The sequence below is a fragment of the Rossellomorea sp. y25 genome (genome assembly GCF_038049935.1).
In the GTDB taxonomy this organism is placed as follows: domain Bacteria; phylum Bacillota; class Bacilli; order Bacillales; family Bacillaceae_B; genus Rossellomorea.
Genome location: NZ_CP145886.1, coordinates 886,086 through 899,960 on the forward strand (window position 1 = coordinate 886,086; position 13,875 = coordinate 899,960).

15 protein-coding genes and 1 riboswitch are annotated in these 13,875 nt (G+C 43.3%); of the genes, 12 read left to right on the forward strand and 3 right to left on the reverse strand.

All coding sequences use genetic code 11. The features are described from left to right. The first annotated feature begins 7 nt into the window (after window positions 1–7). Window positions 8–811, forward strand: a complete 804-nt coding sequence (locus AAEM60_RS04365; protein WP_341357510.1) for an SAR2788 family putative toxin — start codon at window positions 8–10, stop codon at window positions 809–811. Window positions 812–827: 16 nt separating this feature from the next. Next, a complete protein-coding gene (locus AAEM60_RS04370; protein WP_341357511.1) occupies window positions 828–1,382 on the forward strand; it encodes a hypothetical protein in 555 nt (184 codons plus the stop codon). Between the two features lie 412 nt (window positions 1,383–1,794). On the opposite strand, the gene AAEM60_RS04375 is transcribed toward AAEM60_RS04370, so the two are convergent. After that, window positions 1,795–2,232, reverse strand: coding sequence for a hypothetical protein (locus AAEM60_RS04375; protein ID WP_299742237.1), 438 nt, complete (start codon window positions 2,230–2,232; stop codon window positions 1,795–1,797). Between the two features lie 196 nt (window positions 2,233–2,428). Between AAEM60_RS04375 and AAEM60_RS04380 the strand changes: the two genes are divergently transcribed. The 6 genes from AAEM60_RS04380 (at window position 2,429) to AAEM60_RS04405 (ending at window position 6,401) form a co-directional block, all read left to right on the forward strand. Beyond that, window positions 2,429–3,124: a response regulator transcription factor gene (locus AAEM60_RS04380; protein ID WP_299742240.1), complete on the forward strand. Its 696-nt coding sequence runs from the start codon at window positions 2,429–2,431 to the stop codon at window positions 3,122–3,124. After that, on the forward strand, window positions 3,114–4,502 hold the full coding sequence (locus AAEM60_RS04385; RefSeq protein WP_341357512.1) for a HAMP domain-containing sensor histidine kinase: 1,389 nt from the start codon (window positions 3,114–3,116) through the stop codon (window positions 4,500–4,502). Before AAEM60_RS04380 ends, AAEM60_RS04385 begins: the two co-directional genes overlap by 11 nt. 235 nt (window positions 4,503–4,737) lie before the next feature. Then, on the forward strand, window positions 4,738–5,064 hold the full coding sequence (locus AAEM60_RS04390) for a metalloregulator ArsR/SmtB family transcription factor (protein WP_299742246.1): 327 nt from the start codon (window positions 4,738–4,740) through the stop codon (window positions 5,062–5,064). Between the two features lie 189 nt (window positions 5,065–5,253). Continuing rightward, on the forward strand, window positions 5,254–5,775 hold the full coding sequence (locus AAEM60_RS04395; protein ID WP_299742249.1) for an SRPBCC domain-containing protein: 522 nt from the start codon (window positions 5,254–5,256) through the stop codon (window positions 5,773–5,775). Window positions 5,776–5,816: 41 nt separating this feature from the next. Beyond that, on the forward strand, window positions 5,817–6,197 hold the full coding sequence (locus AAEM60_RS04400; protein WP_341357513.1) for a VOC family protein: 381 nt from the start codon (window positions 5,817–5,819) through the stop codon (window positions 6,195–6,197). 9 nt (window positions 6,198–6,206) lie between these two features. After that, window positions 6,207–6,401: a hypothetical protein gene (locus AAEM60_RS04405; protein WP_341357514.1), complete on the forward strand. Its 195-nt coding sequence runs from the start codon at window positions 6,207–6,209 to the stop codon at window positions 6,399–6,401. Between the two features lie 9 nt (window positions 6,402–6,410). Here AAEM60_RS04405 and AAEM60_RS04410 read toward each other — a convergent pair whose 3' ends face one another. Both AAEM60_RS04410 and AAEM60_RS04415 read right to left on the reverse strand, forming a co-directional pair. Continuing rightward, on the reverse strand, window positions 6,411–7,277 hold the full coding sequence (locus AAEM60_RS04410; RefSeq protein WP_299742258.1) for an RNA polymerase sigma-70 factor: 867 nt from the start codon (window positions 7,275–7,277) through the stop codon (window positions 6,411–6,413). After that, a complete protein-coding gene (locus AAEM60_RS04415) occupies window positions 7,274–8,563 on the reverse strand; it encodes an FAD-dependent oxidoreductase (RefSeq protein WP_341357515.1) in 1,290 nt (429 codons plus the stop codon). Before AAEM60_RS04415 ends, AAEM60_RS04410 begins: the two co-directional genes overlap by 4 nt. 284 nt (window positions 8,564–8,847) lie before the next feature. Beyond that, window positions 8,848–8,947: riboswitch (purine riboswitch) on the forward strand. A gap of 52 nt (window positions 8,948–8,999) precedes the next feature. Here AAEM60_RS04415 and add point away from each other — a divergent pair. From add to AAEM60_RS04435, 4 genes are all read left to right on the forward strand, one after another. Then, window positions 9,000–9,992: an adenosine deaminase gene (gene add, locus AAEM60_RS04420; protein WP_341357516.1), complete on the forward strand. Its 993-nt coding sequence runs from the start codon at window positions 9,000–9,002 to the stop codon at window positions 9,990–9,992. Window positions 9,993–10,275: 283 nt separating this feature from the next. After that, entirely contained in the window at window positions 10,276–11,037 is a 762-nt protein-coding gene (locus AAEM60_RS04425; protein WP_341357517.1) for a hypothetical protein, read from the forward strand. 1,118 nt (window positions 11,038–12,155) lie between these two features. Further along, window positions 12,156–12,497 carry a PadR family transcriptional regulator gene (locus AAEM60_RS04430; protein WP_299742268.1) on the forward strand — a complete coding sequence of 114 codons (342 nt, stop codon included), beginning with the start codon at window positions 12,156–12,158 and terminating at the stop codon, window positions 12,495–12,497. After that, window positions 12,494–13,480: a hypothetical protein gene (locus AAEM60_RS04435; protein WP_341357518.1), complete on the forward strand. Its 987-nt coding sequence runs from the start codon at window positions 12,494–12,496 to the stop codon at window positions 13,478–13,480. The genes AAEM60_RS04430 and AAEM60_RS04435 overlap by 4 nt, the downstream gene beginning before the upstream one ends. Window positions 13,481–13,875: the final 395 nt, after the last annotated feature.

The window sequence follows — 13,875 nt, forward strand, 5'->3', positions numbered from 1 at the left end:
GCGCTCATTGAAAAAACTACTAGTAAAAAGTTTGATTATCACATTGTTGTTCTCCATCCTCCCACAAGGCAGTTTGGCCGCAACAGAGGATAACGCTCCACCACAAGGAATCGATTTAGAACAAGCTGAAAGGTCACTTAGTGAGGAACATGATGTCGACCTCTCAGAACAGGTGAAAGTAGAGCTTAAAGAAGACAGTGACGAGAAACTTGTCTTAGATATGAAAGTGGATGAAGAAGATCTTAAAGTGGATACTGAACTGACCATGGACCTTGAGAGCCAGGATGCCGTGATCACAGGCAACATTGTGGATGAATCAGGGAAGGAATACCATGAGTCCTATCATGTTGTCTTCCACGAAGTAGACGATGAGATCCTGATCGCTACCCTGATTGATACCGAAACAGGCGAAGAGTACGAGATCAACTCTACTACTCTACAAGCTTCGGTTATTCCCATTATCGTCGGTGTTGTATTACGACTCGGTATCAAGTATGCTATTAAAAAGTTTGGAAAAACAGCCGTAAAGAATGCTTTGAAACAAAGCCTGAAGAAAAAATGGAGTGCAGACGATCTAAAATCACTTCCAAAAGCAGATCAAAATGACATCAAAAAAATGTACGGCACGGCGTCCGATGCCTGGGATTTCTTCAGTGCCCAAGTCTCCAGTCATAGGGAAGTTTCACCTGGAGTATTTGTCGGAAAAGACAAGAACGGGGTCACCTTTACATATAGGAAATCTTCTAAATCAGGGCCTCCTACCATCGATATAAACGGAATAAAAGGCGTTAGAAAAATAAAGTTTCTTTAGGGAAAGAGGGAAAAAAGTGGAGAGATTTCAAAAAGCAGAGGACATTTCCCGGTTAAAGGAAGCATTCCATAGAGTATTTAAGAAATCGGATCCATTTGGAGATCCATTTCAAGAAACCCTCAACGAAAGGGTGCTGATCTTCCCAACTAACGGATATTATCTTCAGGAAAATCAGTTCCATGCTCTGATGAAAACCATGGAACAGGTTGGACATGGGAACTTTTACGTGTCGGAGTCGGAAGGAGATTCTTTTAATCTTTCACAGGACTTTTTCTCGGAGCTGGCACCGCACCACTGGGGCGCCGAGAATACCATTGCCTACGAAGACTATCAAGCCATTCCTCTTGTGGTCGAGAATTCCCTCTATTCGCCACATGGAGAATGGGGCTTGCAAGTCTCTCATGAAGATCACGCAATCCTTGCAGGGACTTCAACATTCATTGATGCCTTTAAAGAAGCATATCCTGAATGGAAAGAGGACACAGAAAAATTCCTTCAACATTGGGTAGGTGTAAATAAGGAATACTCTACAGATATTTCGTGGATTCACGATTTTTTAAAACCATTTTAAGCATCATTAAAACCGGCCAAGTTTGTTCTGGCTGGTTTTGCTGCTTTGTTTTCGTGAAAGCGAACGAAAACCCTTCCCGTGATTCTACGAACTATGTAGGCCTCTGTTTATTATCCACCCACGTATTACAACTTAAAGCAAGGCTTACTTTTATTACGTGTCTCCTCTTTTATAATTTATGATAAATATGGTGGACAGACTTGTAATGGTCATCAGGCCCATTTGAAAAGGGCTTGGTTTAACATTTATAAGTATGATAGTTAACGATATCACAAAGAAAGAAATACCGTAGACTAATCGTTTTCTTAAACTCATTTCCATACCTCCTGACTGATATAGAACATTGGTTTATTCATATTTCTTACCCGCAAGGTCGTGCCTGGTTTGATATTTGATAGATTTTCATCTTATCTTAACGCTTCGTAATAATTTCTTTCGCCAGTCTATTATCAGGATCTAATTCAAGCATCCTTCTCGCCGTATCATACGCTTCCTCTTCACTGACTACTTTATCGGGGATATGATGCAAGAATAACAGATTGGATAAATACCTGATATCTTGTCGGTCTGTTAATTCCACACATCGCCTTGCATGATAAAGGGCAGCGTAATAAGCACCGTCCAGGTAACTTAGTGGAATCGCCATCAATCTAAACGCCATTTCATGTAACTCAACGTTTTCCTCTTCGACTAGTAAACTCATGATGAATGCGTAATTCGTTATACTTGAATCCTTGAAGGCGTTTTCCATCAGTTCTTCATCAAGTTCTGAATAGGAAAGTTCATTCATCATTTCTTTTGCCTCTACAAAGTGTCCTTTTATGATGAACTCATTTAATTTGTTTGTCATGTTCATTACCCACCAAACTACTTTTTTTAAAATGGCCGGTCATATATTTGAAGGACCATTAACTAATTTATTGTACACAACTTCCTTAACTCCAACCTTAAAGCAACCTTAAATTAACCATAAATCTCAAAAACCCTTGTAACTTTCATGATAAAATAGGATGGAAATTTGATTTTACAAGACTGGGAGTAACGGTATGGCAGAGTTAATTTATATAGCGGAAGATGATGTGGATATTAACCGATTGATCAGCCTTCATTTGCGGAATGAGGGGTATCAGGTGGAGCAGGCGTATGATGGAGAAGCAGTGATCCGGAAATGCAGGGAGAAGCGGCCGAGCCTTCTGATCCTGGACCTGATGATGCCGAAATTGGGCGGGTTTCAGGTGATCAAGGAAGTTCGGAAGTGGTGCAAGGCTCCGATCATGCTGCTGACAGCGAGGGCGGATGATGCAGACAAAGTTCTGGGATTTGGGCTGGGGGCAGATGATTATGTCGTGAAGCCCTTCAGCATGGTTGAGCTTGTATCAAGGGTGAACGCGCAGATCCGGCGGTATACGGATTATAGTGTGGTGGAGGAAGAAGGGGTCATTCGCAACGGATCGCTCGAATATGATCCTATCAATCAAACGGTGACCAAGGATGGGGAGCGGCTTCTGTTGACCCCGAAGGAGACAATGCTCTTATCCATCTTCATGAAGAATGTGAACCGGCTGTATTCGAAGGCCCAGCTGTATGAGCTTGTATGGAACACGGACTACATCGGTGACAGCAATACGATCATGGTCCATATCAGTCGGATCAGAGAACAAATCGAAGCAGATCCTAAATCCCCGACGTACATCACGACGGTGAAAGGGCTCGGTTATCGGATGGAGAATCATGAAGACTAATCCGATCCTCCTTAAAAAATCCATTTCCATCACCAAGCAGTTTTTTATCAACTATGCTTTATTGTTCATCATTCTACTCGGAGTGGGGACGTTCACCCTGGTGGCAAACTTTGTATATGTCGAGACCGTGTATGAGGATTTGGATCAGGAATTCCTTAAAGGGACGTATGAAGATGCGAAGAAATCTGGGATGAAAGCGGCATTCAAGAAGAATGAGCTGCCGGATCATGCGTACCTTGAAATCGTCAGTACCGATTATAAAGTGACCGATCAATTCAATAGTCCTCACAAGATCGGGTTTACCTATGGATTGAATGAATTTCTGAAGAACACCGATACGTACGATACGGATTTATACATACCTGAAAACGGTGAAGAGTATCTATTGCTCTATTTCCCCGCAGATGACTATTTCCAATTGGATGATGTGTTCTTCTTCACCATCTTCTTCTTCATCGTGTGCTTGATCGTCATCCTGTACTGGTACGTGAAAAGAACATCCGTCCAGCTCATTCAGCCGATCCAAAAGCTTCTGAAGGGGATCGATTCGATTTCAGCAGGAAACTATGGAGAAAAAATCGAGTTCGAGGCGAATCAGGAATTGAACCAGTTGAAGAATAACATCAACCTAATGGCACAGACGATTGGCACGGAAATCGCCTTAAAGGAAAGGTCCGAAAGCCTGAGAAAACAGCTCATCCTGGATATCTCCCATGATCTGAAAACCCCACTTACCAATATACAGGGATACGCTGAAACGTTGACCAGCCTGACGAATATGAGTCGTTCTGATCAGAAGAGATATACCGATATCATCGTGTCCAACAGCAAGAGAGCAAATCGGCTCATCCATGACCTGTTCGACTTGTCCCATTTGGAAATAGAGTGTGATTCGGTTTCCCTTAAGGAAAAGGATATGGCCGAATGGCTCCGTACCATGCTGTCTTCTTTTGTAGTAGAGTTCGAAGAAAAAGGGATGGAGTATCACCTGGATATTACCGAGGATCCCCTGAGGGTAAGGTTCGATCGATCCAAGCTTGAGCGTGCGATTACGAACATTCTCCATAATGGGATGGCGTACAGTGATGGCTATCTGTCCATTTCACTCAAGCAGCAGGAGAACCAGGCCGTGATGACGATCGAAGACAAAGGGATAGGGATCCCCGCCGACTACCACGAAAGGATCTTCGAGCCGTTTGTGAGGATGGACGAATCCCGGAATGGCGAGACAGGGGGAACGGGACTGGGACTTTCCATTGCGAAGAAAATCATCGAGCAAAGTGGTGGGACCATTGAGTTGGATGGGAGTTATGAGGACGGTTGCCGGTTTGTGGTGAGGTTTGCGGGTCTTGAGGACGGTTCTGTCGCTGCGGGCTGACTTGAAAAGGAGCATGAGGACCGTCCCCGTGCTTTCCCATGACAAGGAATAATCATTTTATTATCGTAATAAAAAAACGAATACGATTCTCACATTCGTATAATTCTAGGGACACGGGGACAGGTACCTTGTCCCACTATTGAATAAGAGCCAACGTACCTATCCCTGCGGCTCCTTTCAAAATTTTTCTAAATATTCCTTGATAGGAATATTCCTTTCGGAGTATATTAGGGATATGAAAACCATATTACATGCTCTCGCCGAGCCAAATCGCCTGCTTATAGTTGAACTTCTGCGTGATGGACCCCTTACAGTGGGGGAAATCACTGACAAACTACGAATGAACCAGCCGCAAGTTTCTAAGCATCTCAGAGTATTGAATCAGTCAGGTCTCGTCGAAGTCCAGCCAATTGCCAATCGACGTTACTACAAGCTAAGGCCTGAGCCTTTTAAAGAGTTGGATACGTGGGTGGATTCTTATCAACACCTATGGAACGAGCGATTTAATCGTTTGGATGAGTACCTGCAAGAAGTAAAACGAAAGGGAGTGGATGAAGATTAACCGAAAGTGGGTCAGTCATGTTCATAGGGCCATGTCTAGAGAAGAATGGAAACATAGTTAGAAAGGCAGAAGGAGTTAAGGATTCTCTGAAGAATACTACTATCGGTTCCTTTTTTATAGGGCTATTGAGGTTTAAGGGCAACACGTCTTCACATATGTACGTTCATTTGAAATGGAGGAGGAAACGAAATGTCCAACAGCAATCAAATGTTTTCCAGAGTGGAGGAAAACCGGGTGCTTGTACTGGAGAGGGTGTTCGATGCACCGCGTGACCTGGTGTTCAGTATGTTTAAAGAACCTGATCATCTAAAAAATTGGTGGGGACCAAGAGGCTGGGAGTTACCTGTATGCCACGTGGATTTCCGTCCAGGCGGTGTCTGGCACTACTGCATGAAGTGCGTGGATCAAAGCCAGGGTCAATTCTACGGGATGGAATCTTGGGGGAAAGGTGTTTACCAAGAAATCATCGAACCGGAAAAGATCGTCTACGTCGATGCTTTCTCGGATGCGGAAGGCCATACGAATGAAGACATGCCATCAACGGAAGTTACGCTTGAATTCATCGATATGGGCAGCAAGACGAAGCTGATCAGCCGTTCTGTTTACTCTTCAGAAGACGCCCTTAAGACCGTTATGGACATGGGAATGATACAAGGCATCACAGAAACCTGGGATCGCTTGGAAGAAGCTCTTCAGTTGCTAAATAAGTGAAAAATACAGAGTGAATGTATTCTAAAGGAGTGGAGCAATCAATGATTAATAAGGTCGGTCAAATTATGGTGTACGTTGATAACCAAGATGAGGCAGTACGTTTTTGGACAGAAAAAGTAGGATTTAGCGTAAAGGCTGAGGAAGATAATGGTCAAGGAATGAGATGGATTGAAGTGGCGCCAACAAAGGAGGCCGAAACAAGCATCATTCTGCACAATAAGGAATTCGTGGCAAAAATGTCACCTGGAATAAATCTTGGTACCCCTTCTTTAATGTTCTTCACCGATCAATTTGATGAATTATATACCGATTTATCCAACAAGGAGATCAAAGTGGGCGAAATTGTCAATATGCCTGCCGGCAGGGTATTTAACTTTGCCGATGATGAAGAAAACTACTTTGCCGTCATGGAACAAAAGTAAGCGGGAAGCATGGGGAGGGTTCTGCTGGTTCACCCTGACCGAAAAGGAAGCGCGAGAACCGTCACGGTGTTTCTTAAACTGTGGGAACAAACGTACGAACTGAATGATCAATCAATAAAAAAGAAAACAGCTGGCTTAGAGGGAAGGGCCAGCTGTCTCTTTGTATCTGATGGAAACAATGAGAACTGCGATCAAGTGATCTGATGGAGTCTCCTATTGCAAATGTCGTAGTTTATCGGGATTAGCAACCGTGTAAATCGTCTGGATTTGATTGCCGCTGAAGGCAAAGGAGTACACATATTGTAATTGGTCATCAATTGTTAAGATCAGTCCTGGTAGACGGTTGACAGATGTATAGTTGATGGTGAACTTACCTGCATACATTTTCATTAGGTTTTGGAGCAATTGAACCACTCTGAAAGCACCCAGAATTGGGACTTGTGCAGCTTTTACTTTGCCGCCGCCATCCGAGTACATTGCGACATCTTCACTGACAAGTTCCAATAATTGATTTACGTTTCCATTTAATATGGACTGTACAAACTCTTTTATGGTAGATTCGGCCATTGAAATGGAAGGTTGTTTCTTAGGAGCGTATCCCATGCTTTTCTTCGCACGGTGAAAAATCTGCCGGCAGTTTGCATTGCTTTTTCCTAGGATTTCAGCGATATCATCATACGAGTATTGAAAAACTTCTCTAAGCAAAAAGACGGCTCGTTCTATGGCATTTAGTTGTTGTAATAATAGTAGATAGGCGGTAGAGAGGGACTCTTGTTGAAGAAAGGCTTGGGAAGGATCGTTAGTTGAATTCTCAACTTCAAGCAACGGCTCGGGGAGCCACGGTCCAACGTATACCTCACGTTTCTTGGCGGATGACCGTATTAAATCCAGACAACGATTGGTGACGATCTTACATAGATACGCTTTTTTGTTTTCGATTTGATCGCGGTTGGGAAGCTGATTAAAGGTTATAAACGCTTCCTGGACAATATCCTCTGAATCCATCACGCTGCCTAACATACGGTAGGCTAATGAAAAAAGCAAAGGTTGATAGGTTTGATAAAGTCCTTCCATACTCATCTTTTGATTTCCTCTCTGGTGTTTAGTAGATGTGAAACAGCTCGTTTAGCGCTGGCTACCGATGCATCAACGAGAAGCTCCCCATGTGATGCCCAGTCCCCAGCAACATATAGTCCCTCAATTTCAGGAACAGCAGGTCCGGGATCTTCCGTTCTATTCATATGAGGAAAATCGTGGACAACCGTCATTTTCGGCAGGAACTGTCTTATTACTAATTCATTCCGCCAGCCGGGTTGAACCACATCTAACACGTGCTCCAACTCAGCCTCATCCTTCGCAGCATCTGTTTGTGCCCCCTGATATTTAAAAAGCGATATCAGCTGTGTCCCATCATCACTCAAGATAGCAGGCCTTGGTTTACCCTCCCGTGAATGGTTCGAGAGGAAAATGGATCGATCCAATCCATAAGTGAATTGGTTCCTTGGCTTAGGCAGCTGGCGTAAACCAACATCCAGACAGGCAACCGTAACAGGAATCGATTGATCGTTCCACGTGTGAAGGGCAGTTTGATCTGCATGAGGAACCAGCTTGTGAGAAATAGACGGTGGAGTGGTTAGTATGACATTGGATACTTCTATTCTAGTACCATCTTGACATAAAATCGAGTGTACGTTTTGATCTTGATGTTCGATTATCCCCACCTTACGATCACTGACCAATTCCACTCCCAGTTGGACAGCAAGTTTACGCAGTTCTTCTACAAGTGTCCCCCATCCTTTATCGAGATACCGAACCCCATTAAGTGAACGCTGCAGTTGCTTTAAGGCAGGCCCTGCAGTGTGTAATTCAGGTGCAAGGACATAAGTGGATGTTCGGAGCAGTGCATAGAACACGTTCCGCAGCATGGGATCATGCAATTGAGTTTCTATCCAATCGCGTATACTGATCTCGTTCCAAACGCTTGTGTCCATTTTACCTAATTTAATGAACCACTTCGCGAATTCGAGCTTTCCTGCCCAACTTAGGAGCGGTGTTTGAAAGAAGGAGGATATGTTCGTTGGTAAGGGCACTACTTGTTCTTTCCACATCCCGTAAGCATCGATAGAAGGTGTGCTCCCCTCAAGTCGTAATCCGAGTTCCCGGAATGCTTCATACGCCTCCCCTTTATATAGTGCATGACCGCCCAAATTAAAATAGACCCCCTGTTTTTTGTTGGTGATGGCTCTGCCCCCAAATCGCTTTTGCTGTTCGAATACAAGGGTTCGTTTTCCTGCTTTTGCTGTATGGATAGCAGCCGTTAATCCAGCGATTCCTCCACCTACAATAACCACATCATATTTTCCCATCATCATCATCCTTTTGGTTTATTTACTGATATAACGGATGAGTGAATGATTCTGTGACAGAATAGAGGAAAAAGATTTTTTGGAAGAAATTGTTGGACAAAGAATGGATTGAGACATAAGTAGTGAATTTAATAGCGAAAAGAGTATTGCTCCATAATAAAAGTGATTTCCTGATGGGCGCATCTTCAGAATAAGAGGATCACAGCCGTTTCCTGAGGTTATATTTGGTTGTGAGAAGATGTATTTAACTCCTTGACAATTTATAAAAATTTTATTATCCTTTAAAAAATTAATATTCTTACATTCGTATAACTCCAATAATATGGTTTGGAGGTCTCTACCAGGAACCAATAAATCCTGATTACGAAGAAGATACTATTATGAGTATTTTCTTCGTAATCAGGATTTTTTTTGAAAAAATGGAGGAGGAACAACAATGAATCATTCTACAATGCCTAAAATTGAACTGCACTGCCATCTGGATGGGAGTGTCAGACCTGAGACTATTATTGAAATGGCCAAGAGAGATGGCATAGATCTCCCTTCCTTTGAAAGGGAAGAGATGAAAGAAGAGCTCATTGCCCCATTAGACTGCGAATCATTGGATGAATACTTAGAGAAATTCTCGATCCCTAATGCCGTGATGCAGTCAAAAGAAAATTTAAAGAGAATCACCTTTGAGCTTTATGAAGATGCAGCGGAGGAAAACGTGAAATATATGGAGGTCCGGTTCGCCCCGCTGCTTCATACACAACAGGGATTATCGGTAGAAGAGATCATTGGAAGTGTCATTGAAGGCATGAAAGAAGCAGAAGAACAGTTTGATATTAAAGGAAATATCATTTTGTGTTGTATGAGAACGATGTCTCCGGAACGTGCCTTTGAGGTCGTTGAAAAGGGGAAGGGCTTCCTTGGAAAAGGAGTCGTCGCGATCGATTTATGTGCGTCCGAAGAAGAAGGGTTCTGCGGGAAGTTCATTGAACCCATCACCCTGGCGAGGGAATATGGATACAGAGTCACGATCCACGCCGGTGAAACGGGCGTTGGAAGAAATGTGCTCGAGGCCGTTGAATGGCTCGGGGCAGAACGAATCGGGCATGGTGTGTATATTACAGACTGTCCGGAAGCGTATCAGGTTGTAAAGGATAAGGGAATTGTGCTTGAAATCTGTCCGACAAGCAATGTTCAGACGAAAGCGGTTAAAACGTTCCGTGATCACCCTCTCTACGATTTTCACAGAGCCGGAATTAAGATTACCATCAATACTGACAACAGAACCGTATCGAATACCACGATGACGAAGGAATGTGAGTTAGTCTGGGGTGAATTTGCCATGAGTGAGGAGGATTATGGGGAGATTTATATGAACAGTGTGGAAGCTGCTTTTGTGAGTGATGAGGTGAAGGAAAGGTTGAAGAAGTACTTATAGGAAAGTATGGGGATGATTCTGCTGCTTCTACTTGACTTCAAAGGAAGAATGAGAACCGTCCCCACGCTTCGCTAATTATATTGGAGAGAAGTAGAACAGGACGGTGCCCGCGCGCCGAAGATAAAAGGATGAATGAGATGGAAATGCCCCCGACCGCAGAATGGTACTGCGGTCGGGGGCATTTCTGATTTCGTCCTGTAACTCTATGAGACTAGTTATCAGACGTTACACTCTATCTTATATTTCATACTGTATACTATCACTCTAAAAAGGGGATGAAAGTATGCCAAAAAGTAGGAAACCAAGTGTATGTACGATAAGACAGACAACGGATGGTACTGATTTTTCTATTCCTTGTGACGGGAGTTCTCGAACGTTCTTTAGGAGTATAACGGATACTATTCATAATGAAGTGAGTGTGGATATTCAGAATAGGTCAGAGACTGAGGATTGTGTGATGACCTTAGTAATAGAAAGAAGAGATGGTTCTATCTTTACTAAGGTCGTCCAGCCCCCTCAACCTTCAGAGACTAGTAATGGGTATTCCATTTATGATCAAGATGTGGTCAGTATTTCCGTCAGATGCGAGGGAAACCCGGAGAAAACGTGTGATGGATTAATCTTTTTTAATAGTTTTTCTTGTTATTGTATAGAATGTGGGTTTAGAAGGTGTGAAACGAAGACGGTCCCTTCAACAGATCCAGGATGCATGACAATACCAATGAACACCTTTGCTAGATTTAATCAACCGTGTGATGGGGAACTGCGAACCATTTTAGATAATTTGTCCGATCGGAACAGTACGACGAGAGTAACGATTCAAAATTTCTCGCCCGAATGCAAGATGACAGCCATTATTGAGGCCAATGACGGAGCAAAAATAGAGAGGACCGTCATCTTCACTCTTTCATTCAATCTTTCTGTTGAAGACATCAGAAAGGTATCAATAAGGTGTGAAGGAGAGCCAAATGGTGTCTGCGAAGGAACAGTGACCTCTGAAAAGAGATCCTGTTTATGCTGCAATGAGAGAGTGTTAAAAGATTAAAATTAATCCAAAAGAAGGAAATTTATGTCGCCTTACCGCATGGAAGAAGACAGACATTTCATGACAAAATAAAAGGAGCTGATTTAATATGAATGGTGTTGATTGTAGGAGTGCCAATACATTATGTAATATACAGTCTGAATCATATTTAGATAATGATTTCTCTATACCCTGTGATGGGGAAAGGAGATATTTCTTCGAGATCATGGGAGGGGACAAATGTAGTGAAAGTATCGTGAGTATTAGAAATATCACAAGGCCGCCAGCTACCTGCACGATGACCTTGATCATAGAAAAGAATGACGGGACCATCATAAGCAGGGTTGTTCCTCCACCAATCCAAGTATTTAATAGTAATGCCATCGCTATAGCAGTAAATGGGTTAAAGAGTGTCTCAGTGAAATGCGAAGGTTTACCTGAGAATACATGCCAGGGACAAATTACAGTATCTCAACAAGTATGTGAATGTCTGTCATGCCATACTTGTTCTATGAAAAAGAAGAAAAAGTGTAAGGGCAGGAGTATCGAACAAGAGGAATGCAGTCTACAAGGACTGCAATTATCCCCTTCGTTCCCCAGTTTTTTGAACAGAACTGTAATGGTACCACTCGAACCGTATATGAAGATCTATCGGCTCGTGAGAGTGTGACCCAGATAACCGTATCCAATCTAGAAGTATCCGGTTCTGAAGAATGTATGATGACCGCTATCATTGAAACAATGGATGGCAGAATAACTACTGAAATCATAGAAGGTAGAGAAGCTTTTCTTGTTGATAATATTAGAAGTCTTTCAATTACATGTACAGGTGATCCAGACGGTATTTGTCGGGGGCAGTTTACTGGACAAAAGCAATTCTGTTTGTGTTGTTGAAGTCCTGAAGCGGAAGCCATAGGGCCAGGTTCCTTGGCACCATTTGTATGAGAGCCACGGTACCTGTCCCCGTGGTTAGTGGTTCGCCTAAGTGAAAGAAGGATCAAAGAACACCCCAACGTTCTTTGATCCTTCTTCTTTTTTTAAAAAAAATCGTTCTATTACGCACCTCTATAGTGTATGATACATAGTATAAACCATATAGTGTACGACACACAGTATAATTCAATCAAAGAGGTGAACATATGGATAAGTCACTGCTGACTTCCTTGACGACGGAACTGAGGAGGGGGACATTGACCCTGGCCGTATTGAGTCAATTGCGGTCACCCCAGTATGGATATTCACTTGTCCAATTACTGGAGAAAAGCGGAATTTCGATGGAGCAGAGTACACTTTATCCGCTGCTGCGCCGTTTGGAGAAGCAAGAACTGGTCACTAGCAGCTGGGACCGGTCGGAAAGCAGGCCGAGAAGGTATTATGTGCTGAGCGAATACGGCACTGAGATCTTGGGACAGTTACAGGCCGAATGGGAAAAGATGTCGGGGGAACTGGCCATTTTATTAAAGGGGGATGAGGAAGGATGAAGCTTGTTGAACTCTATATTCAAGAAGTGATGAGAAGGCTGCCGGAGAAGAATCGGGAGGATATTGCCCTCGAATTGACATCCACGATTGAAGACATGTTGCCGGAGGAGTATACAGAGGATGATGTGAGGGAGGTACTGACGTCACTCGGGAACCCTGCCGTGCTTGCTTCGAATTATCAAGACAGGCCGATGCACCTGATCGGGCCAAGATATTATGATCTGTATATGACGCTCTTGAAGGTCATTCTCCCGATTTCTGCCGCCATCACATTCATCGTGTTAGCCGTATCATCTGTATTGAGCTACTCAGGGGAATCAAGTCCCATTGAGATATTCCTGTCCATCGCAGGAAATGGCGTGGTCGAGGTCATCGGAACTGGAATGCAGGTCTTCTTTTGGCTGACCCTCACCTTCGCCATCATCGAGCGGACCGTTTCTTCGGACAGTCAGCTTCCGATCACCATGAAAGGAAAAGAGTGGACGCCTGATGACTTGAATGACATCCCGTATATCCCAAAAGAAAAACGAATTTCCAAGCTGGAGATTTTCGGAGGTCTGGTATGGACGGTCATCTGGTCAACCTGTTACTTTAAAGCGTCAAGTATCGTCGGATTGTATGAAAAGAGTGACAACGAAAGAATGTTTACTCCTATCTTTGATCAGGAGGTACTCATGGGGTATTGGCCGTTGGTCGTGGTCCTGATCGGCTTGGAACTTCACCTGCTTCTTCTAAAATGGAAAGCGGGGGTCTGGACCAGGAAGCTTGCGATCGTGAATGCCGTATATCAGTTCATTCCTGTTCTAGCCTTTATGTTTGTTTTCAGGAACATGGAGGTGCTGAATACCGGATTCACAGATAGGATACAGGAACTGTTCAACAGCTCCTTCAATTTCCAGTGGCTCTACCTGACGATATCGGTTGGATTATTGGTCACTGCGGTGATCAACAGCTATGATGGATTGAAAAAAGCGTATAGATGAAAAAAGGTTCCGATCTCTTGATCGGAACCTTTTTTCTTTAAGTCACGGTACCTGCCTGTCATAAAGAAAATTCGACACCAAGAATCAATTATGTAAAAAGAGGATTAATAATCTCCAGAGAGTATTAATTAATCCAGTACAGGATCAATCATCCCCATTCAGGATTGAATGTGTCCCAATCTGGATTAATTCCAAACTCAAAGGCATTCCCTTTGAGAAACTTCACTCTATAGTCGGCATCTCATCCCCTCCCAGGACCCGTCTCCAACTAAAAATGGACAATCTAACGCCTTTTCCCGTCGAAAAGCAGATCAAAAAGGACAAATGGACTCCGATTCGAACAGCAAGCCCGGAACCTCAGTCTTATAAAGTAGTACCGAGGCAAGGACCATTTA

What these genes read in the sequence shown, in the direction of transcription:
- AAEM60_RS04375 (WP_299742237.1), bottom strand. Translation starts at nt 2,232, where the DNA reads ATGACAAACAAATTAAATGAGTTCATCATAAAAGGACACTTTGTAGAG.
- AAEM60_RS04380 (WP_299742240.1), top strand. Translation starts at nt 2,429, where the DNA reads ATGGCAGAGTTAATTTATATAGCGGAAGATGATGTGGATATTAACCGA.
- AAEM60_RS04385 (WP_341357512.1), top strand. Translation starts at nt 3,114, where the DNA reads ATGAAGACTAATCCGATCCTCCTTAAAAAATCCATTTCCATCACCAAG.
- AAEM60_RS04390 (WP_299742246.1), top strand. Translation starts at nt 4,738, where the DNA reads ATGAAAACCATATTACATGCTCTCGCCGAGCCAAATCGCCTGCTTATA.
- AAEM60_RS04395 (WP_299742249.1), top strand. Translation starts at nt 5,254, where the DNA reads ATGTCCAACAGCAATCAAATGTTTTCCAGAGTGGAGGAAAACCGGGTG.
- AAEM60_RS04400 (WP_341357513.1), top strand. Translation starts at nt 5,817, where the DNA reads ATGATTAATAAGGTCGGTCAAATTATGGTGTACGTTGATAACCAAGAT.
- AAEM60_RS04405 (WP_341357514.1), top strand. Translation starts at nt 6,207, where the DNA reads ATGGGGAGGGTTCTGCTGGTTCACCCTGACCGAAAAGGAAGCGCGAGA.
- AAEM60_RS04410 (WP_299742258.1), bottom strand. Translation starts at nt 7,277, where the DNA reads ATGAGTATGGAAGGACTTTATCAAACCTATCAACCTTTGCTTTTTTCA.
- AAEM60_RS04415 (WP_341357515.1), bottom strand. Translation starts at nt 8,563, where the DNA reads ATGGGAAAATATGATGTGGTTATTGTAGGTGGAGGAATCGCTGGATTA.
- add (WP_341357516.1), top strand. Translation starts at nt 9,000, where the DNA reads ATGAATCATTCTACAATGCCTAAAATTGAACTGCACTGCCATCTGGAT.
- AAEM60_RS04425 (WP_341357517.1), top strand. Translation starts at nt 10,276, where the DNA reads ATGCCAAAAAGTAGGAAACCAAGTGTATGTACGATAAGACAGACAACG.
- AAEM60_RS04430 (WP_299742268.1), top strand. Translation starts at nt 12,156, where the DNA reads ATGGATAAGTCACTGCTGACTTCCTTGACGACGGAACTGAGGAGGGGG.
- AAEM60_RS04435 (WP_341357518.1), top strand. Translation starts at nt 12,494, where the DNA reads ATGAAGCTTGTTGAACTCTATATTCAAGAAGTGATGAGAAGGCTGCCG.